Source organism: Mesorhizobium sp. B2-3-2 (assembly GCF_006442295.1).
In the GTDB taxonomy this organism is placed as follows: Bacteria; Pseudomonadota; Alphaproteobacteria; order Rhizobiales; family Rhizobiaceae; genus Mesorhizobium.
In genome coordinates, this window is the sequence record NZ_VFWA01000013.1 from 68159 (window position 1) to 85645 (window position 17487).

Below are 17487 nucleotides of genomic sequence, written 5' to 3' on the forward strand. Positions count from 1 at the left end.
GCCTTGCCGACCTACCCTCACCTACACACCCAACCCAAGCCTACGCCCGTCGCCTCGGGAAAATACCGTTCTATGACGCTTGAAAACCACAAAGCACGCTTTCTGCTTCCCGCTTGGACACCGTACACCTCGTCGACTTCGGTCAGCCCGAGGCAGGCGAGGAACTCAAACACGTGCAGCGATTGGACATTGACATGCGCCAGCGGTTGCAACTCGCCCCGCACCGGGGCCTTGCCGACGTCCTCGTCGGGGCCCTGTATCGCATCGGCGGAAAAGCCGTCGTCGAATGTCCAGTCCAACTCCCGACGTTTCGAACCTCAATGCAACCATGACGCTGGCACGCTCACCAGTGCCGGGAACAGAACCAGCAGCAAGATGAGGATCATCTGGGCCACAAGGTAAGGCATGGCACCCTTTGTAGCCTCCTCCATTGAAACTCCGCTTACTCCGCACACTGTGTTGAGGACCGTTCCGACGGGAGGCGTGATCATGCCCACCGCGTTGACCATCATGAAGATGACCCCGAAATAGACCGGGTCGATGCCGGCCGCATTGACGAGCGGTATGAGGATGGGCACCAGAATGGTGATGCAGGGTGCGAAATCGAGCGCCGTGCCGACGATGAAGACAGCCAGAACGATCATACCCATCAGCAGGATCGGCGAGTCGATGAATGGACCGAGGAGACTGACGAGCTGGGCCGGCATATCGGAAATCGTCAGCATGAAGCCGGAGATCATGGAGGCAGCCACCAACAGCATGATCACTGCCGTCAAGCGCCCGGCGGCGAGCAGCGCGTCATAGAGCAGCCTCGGTGTCAGTTCCCGATAAACAAACAGCCCGACGAACAGTGCATAGGCAGCGGCAACGACGCCGGCCTCAGTAGGGGTGAAGATGCCGAACCGCAGTCCGGCCAGGATAATCGCTGGCATCATCAACGCCCAACCGGCGGTCATGATGGTTTTCGGGAGGTCCCTGCGCGGTATTTTGAGCCGGACCGTCGCCGTTTCCTTTTTGGCGAGGAACCACCAGGCGATTATGAGGCTCAGCCCCATCATGAGCCCTGGCACGATTCCGGCGAAGAACAGGCCGACGATGGAAATGTTTGCGGTGACGCCCAGGATGATGAACCCGACAGACGGCGGGATTACAGGGGCGATAATGCCTGTAGCCGACATCAAGCCCGAGGCTCGACCCATATGGTAGCCCGCATCCCGCATCAGGGGGACCAGCATGACCGCGAGCGTCGCTGTATCCGCGATTGCGGATCCGGAGACGCTGGCAAGCACCAAGCCAGTGCCGATGACCACGTAACCGAGGCCGCCACGTATGTGACCGACGAGCGCCAAGGCCACGTTGACGATGCGGCGGGAGAGGCCGCCGGCGTTCATGAGTTCGCCGGCAATGAGAAAGAACGGGATCGCCATCAGCGGATAGCTGTCAGCGCCATTGACCAGCCGCTGCGCCAGAATCTGTGCATCCAGATTTCCCATCAGCATCATCATCGCGACGCCCGACAGCATCAGGGCGAAGGCGATTGGAATCCCGATGCCCATCGCACCAAGGAGGGAAGCGATAAAGACCAAGCCGCTCACGGTGCTTTCTCCGAAATAAGCGCGGGGGGCACGACCGGCAGCGGCTCAACATGCTCCACCCCCGACCAGGGGGCGGGCAGGATGCCGCGCAGCGAGCGCCAGAGATCAAGGAGGAGAACCAGAGCCATCAGGATGGCAGAGACGAGCCCCGCGGCGTAGATGGAGCCCACGGGAATTCCCGACAGTGCCAGGACGTTGCCCCACTCGATGATGGTGAGTGACAAGCTGCCCTGTCCCATGAGCCAGCAGCACCAGAGCATCAGGCCGTATGAAACAAGAAAGCAGGCGAGGCGCGCCCTTCGAGGCAACCGGACAACCAACGACTCGACGCCGAGATGCGCGCCCTTGGCCAGGGCCACCACGGATCCCATGAAGATGACCCAGACGAGGACCACGCGGGAGACTTCAACGGCAAACGGAATGCCTGAGCTGAAGCCGTAACGTAGCACGACATTTGTAAAGATCAGGATGCTGATGACGGCCATGCCGACGACGACGAAGACGTCAAAAGCCTTGAAAAGCCACTGTAACGGCGTGGTCATAACTGCTCCCAAAAGGTTGTGCGCGCTTGCATTGATCCTTGCGGCATTCTGACGAGAATCCGCAGACCGTGAGCAGGGAGCCTCCAGCATGCTGACGAGGCAGAAACACCCAATCGCGTGATGAAGGCCTGTCCTGCTCATCCGGTCGAACAGCGCAGGGGTAAAGGCACCGATCCCTCCAACCAGTATGACAGGAGGTCCCGGGCGAGCTTCCGGTGTCAGACACCTTCCACCACGGCCAGATGTGCCTTGGCATGCTTCTCGCGGGCCTTGATCGCCGTTTGATACTCTGGAGAGTTGTAGCAGGCGAGAGCGGTCTCGTAGTCCTTGAACTCGATGACCGCCAGGCGGTTCGCGTGAGGGCCTTCCATGACCTGGCTCATTCCCGCGCGAACGACGAAGGACGCCCCGTATTTGTCGAACGCTGCCTTGTTCAAGGCAATGTATTCTTTATAGCCCTCCTGGTCCGCAATATCGACCATTGCAACCCAGTATCCTTTTTTGGTCATCTGCTTCCTCTCCCACAGAAATTCCCGTACCCTCTCTTGGAAGATACGGACGTCCCGATGCGTTCAAATTCGCCACAAGTGCATTGGCCGTTGATCCTCCTCGATCACACGGTTAGAACCGGAGCTACGAACGCTGACTACAATATGGACAGCTTGTCCAAAACCGTGTAGTACCACCATGTTTCGTTGTCAAGCTTGCAAGGAGATGCGCCATGGGCCTAAGTGAGCTCCAGGACGAAGCCGACGAGAGAGTTCCTACTCACGTACAGGGAGCGGCCTCGTTCTCGAAGTTCATCACTGTTCTGCAGATCATCGCGGATGCCCCCGGAGCATTGGACATTGCGCAACTGACAAAGTGCGCGCCATTTCCCCGGGGGACGGTCTACCGCCTGGTTTCGGCGCTCACGGCGGAGGGCCTCATCACGCAGTCGGGAGAGGGTGGAACGTTCCGCTTGGGCCCGCGCCTCCTCCAGCTTGCTGCCAAGACCTGGGAGGACTCGGACTTGCGGACGATCGCTAGGGATTTTCTGGTTTCGCTCCGCGACGCAACGGATGAGGCGGTGCACCTTGCGGTGCCCAGCAACAACCGGATGGTCTACATAGACAAGTTGGTGGGCTCCAGCAGGGTTCAGATGAAAACCAGCATTGGCGGCCAGGTTGAACTTCACTCGACATCCGTGGGTAAGGCGTGGCTGTCTGGTCTACCAGACCAGCGGCTGATGGAAGTCATCAAGAGCCTGGATCTGAGACGCCATACCGCCAAGACGTTCACGACACCCGAAGCGCTGTTCGATGAGTTGAAGCGGACGCGCGAGCAAGGGTTCGCGTTCGATGACGAGGAGAACGAACCGGATATCCGCTGTCTCGGCAGCCCGATCTTCAATCGTTCGGGGGAACCGATCGGAGCGGTAAGTATCAGCATGCCCGTGTATCGGCACGACGCGCGGCGCCACGAGCTCTGCGCAAGGCTGGTGCGTCAAACGGCGAAACAGATCAGTGTCGAATTGTCCAGGATGGTGTAGCGCCGGGCGCGCCACCGCGTCCATCGCCACCATCGACCTACCACTTCAACGACATCGCTATCATTCGACGCTGAGGAAGATGGCTGACCCAACAGCACCGAAACAGTCCTGGGGGCCTTTCAAGCCATGTCAGTCCGGAAACCCGGCAGGCAGGCCCGAAGGGACCCATAACAAGCTTGTTGGAGCATGCCTCGAGGACATGCTCGCGGATTGGGAGGCCACCGTGCCAGCAGCCATTGGCAAGAAGCGAGAGGAAAAGCCAGACGCACACCTCGAAGTCGTCGCTTCGGTCCTGCCGCGAGACTTGCCGCACCAGATCGACAAGCGGCAGCCCTTCGTCGATGCCTTCGCCCATCGCTACGACCGTCACAGGCCACGCGACGCTCTCGACGAATCAACTAAGCCGAGTATCTCAAGACCTTCAGCGGCGCGCCCCGAAGGCCTCCTCACATGTCTTGAACCAGGACATCTTGCAGGATGACACCAGGCGAACTCACTGTGCCGGAATGGCTGCGACGATCTCAGGCGATAGCCTGCGTGACATTGCTTGGCGTGCTTTTCCATATGGCATTTGCTTTCGGACACATCGATGGCCCGACGCATAGAAACGGCTTGCTCTTATCCAGCTTCGAGCGGTTGCTCGCACGATCCGGAGAAGGGCCCGCGTCGGGGCACCACGACGACAAGGGCCATTGTGACATATGCATCATCGGCTCCATGGGAGCCGCACTGCCGGCGCCTCCGGCAGTTCATGTCGTTTCCGAGCTCACCTTTTACAAGATCGACTGGGTCGCGACCGCGGCGCGCCCGGACACCATAGAACTCTCTTCACACTACGATATCCGCGGCCCTCCGCGAGCTTGAATGGATCGCTGAGCTGCCGCTTCTCGCGGTCGCGCAACGCGCCGACGCTTGTCGATGGCGGCTATGATCATATCGACCTGGAGAGACAGAGATGGGATTGCATCACCACACCGGGACGTTGTTTGGCGCTGGCATGTTTATTGTTATTTCGACGGCGCACGCAGAAGAAGATCGTCGAGAGCTTGGACCACATGTCCATGGACACGGGACATTGGCGATCGCTTTCGAGGCCAACAATGTTCAGATGGAGCTCGCTGCCCCCGGCATGGATATTGTCGGGTTTGAGCACGAAGCTGAAACCGCAGAGCAGAAGAGCGCCGTCGAGACCGCGCTCGCCGACCTTAAGGAACCCTTGAAGCTCTTCGCGTTGCCCGACTCCGCAGGGTGCACCGTCACCTCCGCCGACGTCAAAGTCGTCGCGGAGGAACATGAGGACCACCATGCCACGGCGGAGGCCGGTGAGGCCGCGGGTTCTGAAGAGCACGAGGCCCATCACACCGAGTTCCGAGCAACTTATGCTCTCGCCTGCGCGGATACTGCCCAGGCCTCGTGGCTCGACTTCCCCTTCTTCGATCGCTTCGCCGGATCCGGGAAACTCGGCGTGACGGTCGTCGATGCCAATGGACAGACCGCTTTTGAGGTGTCCCGCGAGGCGCGCTATCTGGAGAGATGAGATGAACGCGGAAGCCGCGACAGACGCCGTGCGCTTGCACGGCGTCGAATACAGGTGGAACGCGCGAGATCCGTTTTGCCTCTCAATCGGCGAGTTCGAAGTTTCCCGCGGGGAGCGTCTTCTGCTGCTTGGCGCATCCGGTAGCGGAAAGTCGACGCTCCTCAGCTTGCTGACAGGCATCGCGTTGGCGCAAGCTGGGCGCTTAGAAGTCCTCGGGCAACGGCTTGACGAATTGAGCGGCAGCGGGCGCGATCGGTTTCGGGCGGAACATTTTGGCATCATCTTTCAGATGTTCAATCTTCTTCCCTACGGCGCCGTCATCGACAATGTGCTGTTACCGCTCAGCTTCGCACCGGAACGTCGCGCCCGCGCAACGGCTGCGGGCGGCGCGGAGAGCGAAGCCCGGCGCCTCTTATCGGCCCTGAGGCTTCCGGCGGATATCGGGCAGCAGACGGCGGCCACCTTGAGCGTCGGTCAGCAGCAACGTGTCGCCACGGCGCGGGCGCTCATCGGCTCCCCCGATATTGTTGTCGCCGACGAGCCGACTTCGGCTCTCGACGACGATCGGCAGCAGGATTTTCTCGACCTGCTGTTCGGCCAGATCGACGCCACCAAGGCAACTCTGATCATGGTCAGTCACGACCGACGCTTGGCACGACATTTCACCAGAGTGGTCCAGCTCACCGACATCCTGGCAAAGTCGAAACGAGAAAGCGACAAGAAATGATCGTCGCCCGTCTTGCCTTCCAGTCCCTGAGCAACCGCTGGATCACGGTGCTGCTGACGATTCTTGCGATCTCCGTCAGCGTCATGCTGCTGCTCGGTGTCGAAAAGGTGCGCAGCGGCGCAAGAGGCAGCTTTGCCGGGACCGTGTCGGGCGCGGATGTGGTCATCGGTGCGAGGTCAGGCGCCATGCAACTCCTTCTCTACTCCGTGTTCCGCATCGGTAACGCCACCAACAACGTTACATGGCGCAGCTACCAGGATATCGTTTCGCGCTCGGAGGTCGCCTGGGCAATTCCGCTTTCACTTGGCGACAGCCATCGCGGCTTTCGCGTCATCGGGACGACTCCGGATTATTTTGTGCACTTCCGGTATCGCGGCGGCCAGTCCTTGAAGTTTGCGGCTGGCGCCCCCTTCGATGACCTCTTCGATGTCGTCATCGGCTCGGACGTCGCGAGCCGGCTTGGCTATTCCATCGGCGACAAGATCACCGTCGCGCATGGCGCGGGCTCCCTTGGGCCGCAGCATGACGACCTCCCGTTTCGCGTGTCCGGCATTCTGGCACGCACCGGCACGCCTGTGGACAAGTCCCTCCATGTCAGTCTCAAGGCTGTCGAGGCCATTCATGTCGACTGGCGGTCTGGTTCACGGATCCCAGGGCAAGTTACGACGGCCGACCGTCTGCGGCAGATGTCGCTTCCTCCGAAGGCGATAACCGCCGCGATCATCGGCTTGAAGTCGCGCCTGCAAGTCATCGGATTCCAGCGCGCGGTGAACGAATACAGGGCCGAGCCTCTTTCGGCTGTGCTGCCCGGGGTCGCTTTGCAGGAGATGTGGAGACTGGTCGCCACCGCCGAGACCGCATTGCTTGGCGTCTCCGCGATGGTCGTGGTGACCTCGATGCTCGGTTTGTCGGCGATGATCCTGTCGACGCTCAACGAGCGACGGCGTGAGATCGCGATATTGCGCTCGCTGGGGGCAAAGCCCGGCACGGTTGCAGGACTTCTTGTCGGAGAGGCGACACTGCTGACAGTGGCGGGGATCGCAATAGGGACGGCGGCACTTTATGCGGTCCTGGCGGCGGCCCGCCCGCTTATTGACAGACAGTTCGGCATCGACATCGGCATTCAGCCTCCATCCACGACCGATGCTCTGTTGCTATTGGCAATATTGATCGGCGGAATGGCGGCCGGTTTTCTGCCTGCCCATCGCGCCTACAGGATGTCCCTCGCAAACGGCATGATGGTGAGAACATGAAGACCCGAAGAACTTTCCTCCGCAACGCGAGATCGATGTTCCACAGCATCGCGCTCATGCTCGCGGTCTTGGGCCTTGGCTGCGGCGCGGCATATAGCGTGGGGCCCGCCCAGCTGAAATGGGAGATGCTTGTCCCGCCGTCCGAATCGCTGGCAAATTCCCCGGACGAACTTCCTTTCGAGCAGCAGGAGGCATTGAGAAATGTCCTCTACTGGAAAGGTCACCCGTCGGGCGAGTTGAGCGAGGAGTTCGCACTCCAGCGCGAGGAAGCCAAGAAGAGGGTCGACGCCGACAGGGAGAAACTTGCAAAGCGGGGCGTCGATCTTGATGCGCTCTACGAACGATACGTAGCCTGGGCCACGGAGGTCGAGAGGCGCGGAACCCTTACCGAGCAGAAGTATGACGGCGAGCGGGTAGCCATCGCCGGATATCTTCTGCCGCTGGATTTCGATCCGAAAGGCACGACGGAGTTCCTGCTTGTCCCCTATTTCGGTGCGTGCATCCATGAGCCGCCACCGCCGCCGAACCAGGTGATCTACATAAAGTCATCCGCTCCGTTCGCGCCTGCGAGCCTGTTCGAGGGCGTTCGAATAACGGGCACTATGCGGGTGCAGTCCGAAAAGAAAGACCTCTCCTTCGTCGACGGTTCAGACGCCGTTGCTTCGGGCTATGTTTTGGAGGGCGAGAGCATCGAGCCCTATGAAAACGAGGGCGGCGGGCAATAGTGACCAAGGGCTGCGCAGGATTTTCCAACCGCCAGTCCGCAGATCAGAGGCAAGCACACCCGCGGACGGATTCGCTTAGCGAAACCCGGTGACCCTGAGTACCTCCGCCGGCGAGGTGAGACCTTGCCCTGCCTTCCTGGCACCGTCATGCGCCATCGTGCTCATGCCGCGCTCCAGCGCGAGCGCTTCGATCCTGGAGTGGTCTGCTCCTTGGGAAGCGAGCTCGATGATAGCCTCCTCGAGGACCAGTATCTCGAACACGGCGATGCGGCCTCGATACCCCGTGCCGTTGCAACGGCCGCAGCCCACTGCGTTGAACACTTTCTGGCCCTGGGAGAACCCGACAGCCTGGTAGCGCGAGTCGGAAGAGAAAGTCTCGGTCGAAAGAATTCCTTCCTGCTTGCAGTGATCGCAGAGCCGCCGCAACAGGCGCTGGGAGATGATGCCTCGTACGGCGCCGACCAGAAGATAGGTCTCGACACCCAGGTCGCGCATACGCGTGAAGGCCGCCGCAGCGGTGTTCGCGTGGACGGTGGTGAGAACGAGGTGTCCGGTGAGCGCTGCCTGGACGGCGGCCCGTGCCGTCTCGCCGTCACGTATCTCGCCGACCAGGATCACGTCGGGGTCCTGTCGCACGAACGTCCGGATCGCGGATGAGAAGGTGATGCCGATCGCGGAGTTGATCTGCGACTGCACGATGCCGGGAATCTGGTACTCGACGGGATCCTCGATGGTCACGATCTTGCGGCCCGGATCGTTTAGCTTCGAGAGCGCGGCGGCGAGCGTCGTCGTCTTGCCGCTGCCGGTCGGGCCGGCGACGGCGATCATTCCGTGGGTGTGCTCAAGGAGCCGGTTCAGCGTCTGCCGTTCTTCCTCATGCAGGCCCACGCCAGCGAAATCCAGCAGGACGCTGTCGCGGTGCAGGATGCGCATGACGACGGTCTCGCCATGGATGGAGGAGAGGGTGGCAACGCGCAGTTCGACTTCGCGGTCGCCGATGGGAAGGCGCATAGCACCATCCTGAGGCTTGCGGCGCTCGGTGATGTCGAGGCCGGCGAGAACCTTGATTCGCGACACGATCGCATCGCCCATTTCGTGCGGCGGCGGAGGCATGATCCGCAAGACGCCGTCGATGCGGAAACGCATCACGAGCCGTCCGCGCATCGGTTCGAGGTGGATGTCGGTTGCCCTCAGATCGAGCGCGCGCCGGAAGATGTCGTCGACGACAACCACAACCGGCGCGCCGCTCGCGAGATCCCGCAGGCTTGCGATAGCCGCTTCGGAGGTTGCTCCTTCGCCGGTGGCCTGGGCAACATCCTGGGTGCCGGAAAGGCGTTCCAGGCAGGATTCCAAGTCGGGTGCGGGAACCACGCAGACCTCGACGTCACCATCGAGAATGGATCGCAGCGCCTCTATCGGGTCTGCGTCTCCGGGGTGGAGAACCCCTATGACGGCGCTCCCGTCAGGCGCCGTGAGCGGCGCGATCCAGTTCTCCACAAGAAATCGGTTTGAGAGATTCTGCGCGACGGGCCTGTAGTCAGCGAGCTGCTGCCGGTCGAGAAGCCGCACGCTATAGTAGGACGACAGGAAGCCTGCGAGGGCATCGGCATCGACGATCTGCGCTTCGATCAGGCGGTGCAGGTCGGAGGCTCGCGAGGCCGTGCTCTCACCGAAAAGGCCCCGCGTAGCCTCGCGGCTCGCCAGTCCGGCATCGGCCATGGACGGCAAGAGCGAGTGTAAGTCTGTAAGCTTTGGGTTCATTGAACGTACCTGTCGCACTTGACCCTTGAGCACAATGGACGCCGGCTTGCGCATGCCGAATCCGGCTGTCGGCCTAGTCCGCAGAGCGGTCTGCCTGACATACGATTCCGGATCGGGCGGTTCCCCGGAAAGCTGCGCCAGACCAGAAGGCTGTGCGGTATAGGTGTCAAGAGCCCATGCCCTTCGACCGTGACGATCGTAGCGGAGGGCCGCTTCGGCCGAGGAAGATATCTTAGCCGCAAAGGCAGACTGCGCCGCGTTGGAATGAGCAGGCTTGGAGTGGCTGGAGCCCTTCCCGCTTCATCGCCTTGCTGGGCGTATCAATCTCAGTGATCCATGGCCTTGACGATTTCCTCGGTCATCTTCTTGGCGTCGCCGAGCAGCATCATGGTGCCGTCCTTGTAGAACAGCGTGTTGTCGATGCCGGCATAGCCGGAGCCGAGCGAGCGCTTGACGAACAGGCAGGTGCGCGCCTTGTCGACGTCGAGGATCGGCATACCGTAGATCGGTGAGCTCTTGTCGTCCCGCGCGGACGGGTTGGTGACGTCGTTGGCGCCGATGACATAGGCGACGTCGGCCTGCGCGAATTCGGAATTGATGTCCTCGAGCTCGAACACTTCGTCGTAAGGCACGTTGGCTTCGGCCAAGAGCACGTTCATATGGCCGGGCATGCGGCCGGCCACGGGGTGAATGGCGTATTTGACGTCGACGCCGTTGGCCTTGAGCTTGTCGGCCATCTCGCGCAACGCATGCTGCGCCTGCGCGACGGCCATGCCGTAGCCCGGCACGATGATGACCTTCTGCGCGTTCATCATCAGATAGGCGGCATCGTCGGCCGAGCCCTGCTTGACCGTGCGCTCGATCCCGTCATCGGCTTGAGCCGCCGTCTCGCCGCCGAAGCCGCCGAGGATGACGGAGATGAAGGAACGGTTCATGCCCTTGCACATGATGTAGGACAGGATGGCGCCCGACGAGCCGACCAGCGCGCCGGTGATGATCAGCGCCAGATTGCCGAGCGTGAAGCCGAGCGCGGCCGCCGCCCAGCCGGAATAGGAATTCAGCATCGACACCACGACCGGCATGTCGGCGCCGCCGATGGGGATGATGAGCAGCACGCCCAGCACCAGCGATGCGGCAACGATGAGCCAGAAGACGAGCTTGGATTCGGTGGAGACCAGGAGCACGATCAGCACGACCAAGGCGATGCCAAGCGCGATGTTGATGACATGGCGGCCGCCGATCATGATCGGCTTGCCGGACATGCGCCCGTCAAGCTTCAGGAAGGCGATGACCGAGCCGGTGAAGGTGATGGCGCCGATGGCAACGCCGAGGCTCATTTCGACCAGCGCCTGGGCGTGGATGTCGCCCGCCGTGCCGATGCCGAAGCTTTCCGGCGCATAGATGGCGGCGGCCGCCACCATGACGGCGGCAAGGCCGACCAGCGAGTGGAAGGCGGCGACCAGTTGCGGCATCGAGGTCATGGCGATGCGCCTGGCCGTGACGGCGCCGACGCCGCCGCCAATGGCAAGGCCGAGCACGATCAGGCCGAAGCGTCCGGCCGACGGGGTTGCCAGCGCCAGCGTGGTGGCGATGGCGATGGCCATGCCGATCATGCCGTAGAGATTGCCCTGCCGGCTGGTTGTCGGATGCGACAGGCCCCGCAGCGCCAGGATGAAGAGAATGCCGGAAACCAGATAGAGGAAGGAGGCGAGATTGACGGTCACGTCACTTGTCCTTCTTCTTGTACATGGCCAGCATGCGCTGGGTGACGAGGAAGCCGCCGAAGATGTTGACCGACACCAGCATCAGCGCGACGAAGCCGAAGCCGGCGGCGACGCCCGAGGCGGCAATGCCGACGGCAAGCAGCGCGCCGACGACGATGACCGAGGAGATGGCGTTGGTGACGGCCATCAGCGGCGTGTGCAACGCAGGGGTCACCGACCAGACGACATAATAGCCGACGAAGATCGCCAGCACGAAGATGGCCAGGCGGAAGACGAAGGGATCGATGGCGCCGCCCGACAGCGCGTGCGCGGCGTCACCGGCCGCCTCGGCGCCGCCGGGAGCATTCGCCAGGTTCTGCACCGCAAGCCGGACGGCAGCGCTTGCCTGGTCGAGCTGGTCGAGGGCTTTCTGCAAGGTCTGATCCATCACGCTGTGCCTTTCGACTTGGGCGAGGATTTGGATGCGGCGGTCTTCCTGGGCTTTTTGGGCGCGGGCGAAGCATCGGCGACCATTGTGCTGGCCGGGATCGCGGGCGGTTCGATATACTGGCCCTTTGGCGGCTGCTGGTCGGCCTTGGCGAAGGCCGGATGGACGATCTTGCCGCCGTCGGTCAGCATGGTCGCCTTGACCAGTTCGTCGTCGCGCTTGATGGCAAGCGTCTTCGTCGCCTTGTCGACCAGCGTCTCGAGGAAAGCAAAAAGGTTTCTGGCGTAGAGCAGCGAAGCGGAGGCCGCGACGCGGCCCGGCACGTTGAGATGGCCGACGATCTTGACGCCGTTGGCCGTCGTCACGATCTTGCCTGCCGCGGCGCCCTCGACATTGCCGCCGCGCTCCACCGCTAGATCGACGATCACCGAGCCCGGCTTCATCGAGGCGACCATGTCAGCCGAGACCAGCCTCGGCGCCGGACGGCCGGGGATCAGCGCCGTGGTGATGACGATGTCCTGCTTGGCGATGTGCTCGGCGGTCAGAGCCGCCTGCTTGGCCTGGTACTCCTTCGACATTTCCTTGGCGTAGCCGCCTGATGTCTCGGCCGCCTTGAACTCTTCGTCCTCGACGGCGAGAAACTTCGCGCCCAGCGAGGCGACCTGTTCCTTGGCGGCGGGGCGAACGTCGGTCGCGGTGACCACGGCGCCCAGCCGGCGCGCGGTGGCAATCGCCTGCAGGCCGGCGACGCCGACGCCCATGATGAACACCTTGGCGGCAGGAACAGTGCCCGCCGCCGTCATCATCATTGGCAGCGCGCGATCGTATTCGGCCGCCGCGTCGATCACCGCCTGGTAGCCGGCAAGGTTGGCCTGCGAGGACAGGACGTCCATCGATTGAGCGCGCGTGATGCGCGGCATGAATTCCATCGAGAACGCCGTCACCCCGGCCTTGGCCAGCGCCGCGACGGCAGCATCATTGCCGTAGGGATCCATGATGGCGATGACCGCCGCGCCGCGCTTGTAGCTCTTCAGCTCCGCATCCGTCGGCCGGCGCACCTTCAGCACCACGTCGGCCCTGCCCACATCGCCGGCCTTGCCGATCGAAGCGCCCGCCTTGGCGAACTCGTCATCGGGAATGCGCGACCGCGTGCCGGCACCGGCCTCCACAATCACCTCAAGACCCAGGCCGGCCAGCCGTTTCACCGTATCGGGCGAGGCCGCGACACGGGGTTCGCCCGAGCCGCCCTCGGCGGGAATGAAGATGATCCGACTCACGCTTGGCTACCCTCCCCGGCACGCGGCGCATATGCGCGGTTGCCGTATCGTTCAAATCTTACTACAATCCACAAAATGGGCAACTTGTCCACATATCTGAATCCACAGAATGGGCAATTTGTCCAGATATCCGACTGAGGGTACTTGTTCGACAATTGCCGATGCCATATCGATGGCCAAACGGCGGTTCTGGGAGGTGTAAATGTCCAAGACCAATGGTGCGAAGCGGCTGCGCTCGCGCGAGTGGTTCGACAATCCGGACAATCCCGGCATGACGGCGCTCTACCTCGAACGCTATCTGAACTATGGGCTGACCCGCGAAGAACTGCAGTCCGGAAAGCCGCTTGTCGGCATCGCCCAGACAGGCTCGGACCTGTCGCCTTGCAACCGGCATCATATCGAGCTTGCCAAGCGCGTGCGCGACGGCATTGTGGCCGCCGGCGGTGCACCGCTGGAATTCCCGGTCCATCCGATCCAAGAGACAGGCAAGCGGCCCACCGCCGCGCTCGACCGCAACCTCGCCTATCTCGCTCTCGTCGAGTTGCTTTATGGCTATCCGCTGGATGGCGTCGTGCTGACCATCGGCTGCGACAAGACCACCCCGGCGCTGCTGATGGCCGCGGCGACCGTCAACATTCCAGCCATAGGGCTGTCCGTCGGCCCGATGCTGAACGGCTGGCACAAGGGCGAACGCACCGGCTCCGGCACGGTCGTGTGGAAGTCACGCGAAAGGCTGGCGGCAGGAGAGATCGACTACGACCAGTTCATGGACATCGTCGCTTCATCGGCGCCGTCCGTCGGCTACTGCAACACGATGGGCACGGCGACGACGATGAACTCGCTGGCCGAGGCGCTCGGCATGCAGTTGCCGGGCTCCGCCGCCATTCCAGCACCCTATCGCGAGCGCGGCCAGATCGCCTACCAAACCGGCAAGCGCATCGTCGACATGGTGCGCGAGGACTTGAAACCCTCCGACATCATGACTCGGGAAGCCTTCGAGAACGCCATTGTCGTCAATTCTGCCATCGGCGGCTCAACCAATGCGCCGATCCACCTCAACGCCATCGCGCGGCATCTCGGCGTGTCGCTGACCGTCGATGACTGGCAGAAGGTCGGTCACCACGTTCCGCTGATCGTAAATCTCCAGCCGGCCGGTGAATATCTCGGCGAGGACTATCATCATGCGGGTGGTGTGCCGGCCGTGGTGGCAGAGCTGATGAAGGCCGGCTTGCTGCCGCACCCTGGAGCCATGACCGCCAACGGGCGCACGATCGGCGACAATTGCGCGGCGGCGGAGAATCTCGATGGCAAGGTCATCCGTACGGTGGCCAATCCGCTCAGGAAGGATGCCGGCTTCATCAACCTGAAAGGCAATCTGTTCGATTCCGCAATCATGAAGACATCGGTCATCTCGCCGGAGTTTCGCGACCGCTATCTGTCAAATCCGCAAGACCCCGATGCCTTCGAGGGCGTCGCCGTCGTCTTCGACGGTCCGGAAGACTACCACCGTCGCATTGAGGATCCCTCACTCGGTCTGAACGAGAATACCATCCTGTTCATGCGCGGAGCCGGCCCAGTCGGTTATCCGGGCGGCGCCGAAGTCGTGAACATGCAGCCGCCGGCCTACCTGCTGAAGGCGGGCATCCACTCGCTTCCCTGCATTGGTGATGGCCGTCAGTCCGGCACTTCCGGCTCTCCATCGATCCTCAACGCCTCGCCCGAGGCAGCCGTCGGTGGTGGCCTTGCGCTACTGCGTACGGGTGACCGGGTACGCATCGACCTGCGCAAGGGGACCGCCGACATCCTCGTGTCGGACGACGAGATCAAGCGCCGTCGCGTCGACCTGCAAAACGCGGGCGGCTATGCATATCCGAAGCATCAGACACCCTGGCAGGAGATCCAGCGATCAATGGTTGACCAGTTGTCCGAGGGAATGGTTCTGAAGCCGGCGGTGAAGTACCAGAACATCGCCGTCACCAGCGGCGTGCCGCGCGACAATCATTAGGACGGTTCCTACTTTGGTTTGCGTTCAAGGTCGGTGCTCGATTGGCGAAGAACTGCGACTGATCTGGAATTTAGGGCCTGAAGATGCGCTATCATTTGTATTCACGCGGGCGACGGAACTCCAGATCCGGTGCCGACTTCTGCTCTGGGGTTTGACCGGAATGGCTTATCCTTTCAGCGCGGCGATCCGCGGCATCGATGACTGGATCGCGGGACCGGCCTCCCTGCTGGATGAACTCGCGCGCGTCAAATCCGGCAGCCGCGTGGTCGCGCGGCTCGCGGACGATGGGAGCGCGCTTGAAATCGAGCCGGCGACCAGCCGAAAGCCGTCAGCACCCCTGTTGATATCGATTTCTCCAGACACGCAGGCGCCGGCCGCATTGCGCACCGCGGTGAATGGAAAGGCGGTCCATCTCGGCATCCCGGCGAGCTGGGTGATCGCGCGCCGGATCGAACTGCCGATGGAGGCTGCCAGCCATGTCGAAGGCATCGTTACGTCGCGGATGGGCGCGCTTTCGCCATTGCCTGCTTCCGATATCTATTTCGGCCACAGGGTCCTCGGGATCAGCCGTGAGACGCGGCAGATCACCGTCGCCGTCGCGATCGTTCCGAGGTCGCGTGTCGCTGCCGCCTTGGCCTGCCTGAATGTGGCCGAAGCCCGCCAGGTCGTGATCTCGGCGCCGTTTCCGGAAGGCGATGCCGTGGAAGTATTGACACAGCGGCGCCGGGTCGCCGGCGCGCGTAGCCGGATAAAGGTTGTCCTTGCCGGAGCTCTGGGCGTAAGCCTGGTCGCTGTCGTCGCGGCTCTGGCAGCGCGGCCGATGATCCAGAACAGTTATGCCGAGCGCCGCGCCGCCGTCGAGATCCGGGCCGAGAAGGCGCGACAGGCAATCGCGCTGGCAGCGACTCCGGACAAGGCTGAAACAGCGCCGGAGCAGGAGGCGCTGAATATCAAGGACGACGCGATAAGCGCGCTGGGAGCATTAAACGATCTGGCTGAGGTTTTGCCGACGCATTCCTATGCCGTTGAGGTGTCCTTCACCGATGGGCGCATGCGTCTCTCGGGCCGGACAATGGATGTACCCGAAGTGCTCACCGCGCTGGAATCGTCGGGGCGCTTCGAAGACAGCAAGCTGGTCGGATCGGCCCTGCGCGGCGAGGATGGCGTTACCTCGGAGTTCGAGGTCGACACCCGCCCGCTCATCCGCACGGGAGGTTCGCTGCGATGAGGACGACACCCCTGTGGCGCGACACGCGGCTTCAATCCCTGGTCGTCATGGCCCTGCTGGTCGTCGGAGCTCTTGTGCTCGTCGCCGATACGCTGCTGTCCTGGCGCGCGGAGGCGGGCGCGCTGGCGCTCTATGAGGGACGTACCGCCTTGCTCGAAAGCAAGGCGTCCACTTCCCCGGTTCCCCAAGGCGCGAACCAGGTCCTGGATCCCGGCGAGGGCAAGATTCTTCTCGATGCGCAAACCAGTGGGCTCGTCTCGGCCGAATTCCAGCGTCTGCTTTCCAACCGCGTGGAACGCGTGGGCGCCGTTATCCGGCGCGTCGATGTTCCCGCCGACGGTCAGGTCGCCGATATAGGCGATCCTCAGTTGGAGTCTTTGGAGCGCATTCGTTTAACTGCCGATATCGAGGTTATGGAGCAATCGCTGCCCGACCTCATGTATGCCATCGAGGCAGGTTCGCCCGTTATGGTCGTTGATAGCTTCAGGCTTCGGTTGAACCGAAAAGTTGATCTGTCGGGGGGAGATCAGACCTCGAGTTCCATGGATCGGCCGTTGTCGCTGAACGTCACGCTGTCGGCCTTCCGGGAGAAGGGACCCCAGTCATGATGCCCCTGCTGCGCGCGACCCTCATGCTCGCCGCATTCGCGGCCTCCTCGAACCTGTCCTTCGGTACGGAAGCGCTGCCGATAAGGAAACGCCCGGTGAGCGACTATGCGGCGCTTCGGGATCGGCCCCTGTTCTCGCCGAACCGGACTGCCCCGATCCCGTTCGCCGCCGCCGAGCCGGAACCTGTTGTCATGCCGCCCGAGCCGGAACCCGAGCCGCCGCCTGCCGCGGCGCCCGATTGGCAATTGGTTGGCATCGTGCGGTCGGAAAGGCTCAACAGCGCGACCTTCACCACCCCAGCCGAACTGGCGGCCTTCACGCTGCGCACGGGGGAAAGCCGGGAAGGCTGGACCCTGAAGGCAGTCGGCCAGTTTGAAGTCAAGCTCGATGGAGCGGGAGGGCGCGCCTCGCTGCGGTTTTCGGATGAGGCAAGCGGTGAACAAATGTTGCCACCGGAAGAGCCGGTGCCCACGCCTTCAGGGGGTTGATCCAAATGGAGCGGTCGCACATTCCGAGGCTCCGGCAGGGATCAATGGAGCGCGTCTCT

At 62.5% G+C, this 17487-nt stretch carries 17 protein-coding genes; 9 read left to right on the forward strand and 8 right to left on the reverse strand.

Annotated elements, in window-relative coordinates:
• Positions 1 to 17: 17 nt before the first annotated feature.
• From FJ964_RS24005 to FJ964_RS24020, 4 genes are all read right to left on the reverse strand, one after another.
• Entirely contained in the window at positions 18 to 299 is a 282-nt protein-coding gene (locus FJ964_RS24005; protein ID WP_140552695.1) for a DUF1007 family protein, read from the reverse strand.
• An 18-nt stretch (positions 300 to 317) separates the two neighbouring features.
• Positions 318 to 1595, reverse strand: coding sequence for a TRAP transporter large permease subunit (locus tag FJ964_RS24010; RefSeq protein ID WP_140552696.1), 1278 nt, complete (start codon positions 1593 to 1595; stop codon positions 318 to 320).
• The gene (locus FJ964_RS24015; RefSeq protein ID WP_181172598.1) at positions 1592 to 2137 is read right to left on the reverse strand and encodes a TRAP transporter small permease; all 546 of its coding nucleotides are present in this window, start codon (positions 2135 to 2137) and stop codon (positions 1592 to 1594) included. Before FJ964_RS24015 ends, FJ964_RS24010 begins: the two co-directional genes overlap by 4 nt.
• Before the next feature lie 218 nt (positions 2138 to 2355).
• Positions 2356 to 2646: a DUF1330 domain-containing protein gene (locus FJ964_RS24020; RefSeq protein WP_140552698.1), complete on the reverse strand. Its 291-nt coding sequence runs from the start codon at positions 2644 to 2646 to the stop codon at positions 2356 to 2358.
• A 212-nt stretch (positions 2647 to 2858) separates the two neighbouring features.
• Here FJ964_RS24020 and FJ964_RS24025 point away from each other — a divergent pair, with 212 nt between their 5' ends.
• The 5 genes from FJ964_RS24025 to FJ964_RS24045 all read left to right on the forward strand — a co-directional run bounded on the left by FJ964_RS24025 (position 2859) and on the right by FJ964_RS24045 (position 7910).
• On the forward strand, positions 2859 to 3668 hold the full coding sequence (locus tag FJ964_RS24025; protein ID WP_140552699.1) for an IclR family transcriptional regulator: 810 nt from the start codon (positions 2859 to 2861) through the stop codon (positions 3666 to 3668).
• A gap of 955 nt (positions 3669 to 4623) precedes the next feature.
• Positions 4624 to 5205 (forward strand): DUF2796 domain-containing protein, encoded by a 582-nt coding sequence (locus FJ964_RS24030; protein ID WP_140552700.1) that lies wholly within the window; start codon positions 4624 to 4626, stop codon positions 5203 to 5205.
• A 1-nt stretch (position 5206) separates the two neighbouring features.
• Positions 5207 to 5932, forward strand: coding sequence for an ATP-binding cassette domain-containing protein (locus tag FJ964_RS24035; RefSeq protein ID WP_140552701.1), 726 nt, complete (start codon positions 5207 to 5209; stop codon positions 5930 to 5932).
• A complete protein-coding gene (locus tag FJ964_RS24040; RefSeq protein WP_210243385.1) occupies positions 5929 to 7185 on the forward strand; it encodes an ABC transporter permease in 1257 nt (418 codons plus the stop codon). The genes FJ964_RS24035 and FJ964_RS24040 overlap by 4 nt, the downstream gene beginning before the upstream one ends.
• The gene (locus tag FJ964_RS24045) at positions 7182 to 7910 is read left to right on the forward strand and encodes a DUF3299 domain-containing protein (RefSeq protein WP_140552702.1); all 729 of its coding nucleotides are present in this window, start codon (positions 7182 to 7184) and stop codon (positions 7908 to 7910) included. The genes FJ964_RS24040 and FJ964_RS24045 overlap by 4 nt, the downstream gene beginning before the upstream one ends.
• Before the next feature lie 75 nt (positions 7911 to 7985).
• Here FJ964_RS24045 and FJ964_RS24050 read toward each other — a convergent pair whose 3' ends face one another.
• The 4 genes from FJ964_RS24050 to FJ964_RS24065 form a co-directional block, all read right to left on the reverse strand.
• Positions 7986 to 9629 carry a GspE/PulE family protein gene (locus FJ964_RS24050; protein WP_181172599.1) on the reverse strand — a complete coding sequence of 548 codons (1644 nt, stop codon included), beginning with the start codon at positions 9627 to 9629 and terminating at the stop codon, positions 7986 to 7988.
• Positions 9630 to 9997: 368 nt separating this feature from the next.
• Positions 9998 to 11395 carry an NAD(P)(+) transhydrogenase (Re/Si-specific) subunit beta gene (locus FJ964_RS24055; protein WP_140550320.1) on the reverse strand — a complete coding sequence of 466 codons (1398 nt, stop codon included), beginning with the start codon at positions 11393 to 11395 and terminating at the stop codon, positions 9998 to 10000.
• A gap of 1 nt (position 11396) precedes the next feature.
• Positions 11397 to 11822, reverse strand: coding sequence for an NAD(P) transhydrogenase subunit alpha (locus tag FJ964_RS24060; protein ID WP_140512858.1), 426 nt, complete (start codon positions 11820 to 11822; stop codon positions 11397 to 11399).
• A complete protein-coding gene (locus FJ964_RS24065; protein WP_140552704.1) occupies positions 11822 to 13099 on the reverse strand; it encodes a Re/Si-specific NAD(P)(+) transhydrogenase subunit alpha in 1278 nt (425 codons plus the stop codon). The genes FJ964_RS24060 and FJ964_RS24065 overlap by 1 nt, the downstream gene beginning before the upstream one ends.
• A gap of 202 nt (positions 13100 to 13301) precedes the next feature.
• On the opposite strand from FJ964_RS24065, the gene FJ964_RS24070 reads away from it, so the two are divergent.
• The 4 genes from FJ964_RS24070 (at position 13302) to FJ964_RS24085 (ending at position 17428) form a co-directional block, all read left to right on the forward strand.
• On the forward strand, positions 13302 to 15104 hold the full coding sequence (locus tag FJ964_RS24070) for an IlvD/Edd family dehydratase (protein WP_140552705.1): 1803 nt from the start codon (positions 13302 to 13304) through the stop codon (positions 15102 to 15104).
• Between the two features lie 160 nt (positions 15105 to 15264).
• Positions 15265 to 16332: a PilN domain-containing protein gene (locus tag FJ964_RS24075; RefSeq protein WP_140552706.1), complete on the forward strand. Its 1068-nt coding sequence runs from the start codon at positions 15265 to 15267 to the stop codon at positions 16330 to 16332.
• Positions 16329 to 16940, forward strand: a complete 612-nt coding sequence (locus FJ964_RS24080; protein WP_140552707.1) for a GspMb/PilO family protein — start codon at positions 16329 to 16331, stop codon at positions 16938 to 16940. The genes FJ964_RS24075 and FJ964_RS24080 overlap by 4 nt, the downstream gene beginning before the upstream one ends.
• Positions 16937 to 17428, forward strand: a complete 492-nt coding sequence (locus FJ964_RS24085) for a hypothetical protein (RefSeq protein WP_140552708.1) — start codon at positions 16937 to 16939, stop codon at positions 17426 to 17428. The genes FJ964_RS24080 and FJ964_RS24085 overlap by 4 nt, the downstream gene beginning before the upstream one ends.
• The last annotated feature ends 59 nt before the right edge of the window (positions 17429 to 17487 follow it).

What these genes read in the sequence shown, in the direction of transcription:
- FJ964_RS24060 (WP_140512858.1), bottom strand. Translation starts at nt 11,822, where the DNA reads ATGGATCAGACCTTGCAGAAAGCCCTCGACCAGCTCGACCAGGCAAGC.
- FJ964_RS24015 (WP_181172598.1), bottom strand. Translation starts at nt 2,137, where the DNA reads ATGACCACGCCGTTACAGTGGCTTTTCAAGGCTTTTGACGTCTTCGTC.
- FJ964_RS24050 (WP_181172599.1), bottom strand. Translation starts at nt 9,629, where the DNA reads ATGGCCGATGCCGGACTGGCGAGCCGCGAGGCTACGCGGGGCCTTTTC.
- FJ964_RS24045 (WP_140552702.1), top strand. Translation starts at nt 7,182, where the DNA reads ATGAAGACCCGAAGAACTTTCCTCCGCAACGCGAGATCGATGTTCCAC.
- FJ964_RS24085 (WP_140552708.1), top strand. Translation starts at nt 16,937, where the DNA reads ATGATGCCCCTGCTGCGCGCGACCCTCATGCTCGCCGCATTCGCGGCC.
- FJ964_RS24075 (WP_140552706.1), top strand. Translation starts at nt 15,265, where the DNA reads ATGGCTTATCCTTTCAGCGCGGCGATCCGCGGCATCGATGACTGGATC.
- FJ964_RS24040 (WP_210243385.1), top strand. Translation starts at nt 5,929, where the DNA reads ATGATCGTCGCCCGTCTTGCCTTCCAGTCCCTGAGCAACCGCTGGATC.
- FJ964_RS24035 (WP_140552701.1), top strand. Translation starts at nt 5,207, where the DNA reads ATGAACGCGGAAGCCGCGACAGACGCCGTGCGCTTGCACGGCGTCGAA.
- FJ964_RS24025 (WP_140552699.1), top strand. Translation starts at nt 2,859, where the DNA reads ATGGGCCTAAGTGAGCTCCAGGACGAAGCCGACGAGAGAGTTCCTACT.
- FJ964_RS24030 (WP_140552700.1), top strand. Translation starts at nt 4,624, where the DNA reads ATGGGATTGCATCACCACACCGGGACGTTGTTTGGCGCTGGCATGTTT.
- FJ964_RS24080 (WP_140552707.1), top strand. Translation starts at nt 16,329, where the DNA reads ATGAGGACGACACCCCTGTGGCGCGACACGCGGCTTCAATCCCTGGTC.
- FJ964_RS24020 (WP_140552698.1), bottom strand. Translation starts at nt 2,646, where the DNA reads ATGACCAAAAAAGGATACTGGGTTGCAATGGTCGATATTGCGGACCAG.
- FJ964_RS24070 (WP_140552705.1), top strand. Translation starts at nt 13,302, where the DNA reads ATGTCCAAGACCAATGGTGCGAAGCGGCTGCGCTCGCGCGAGTGGTTC.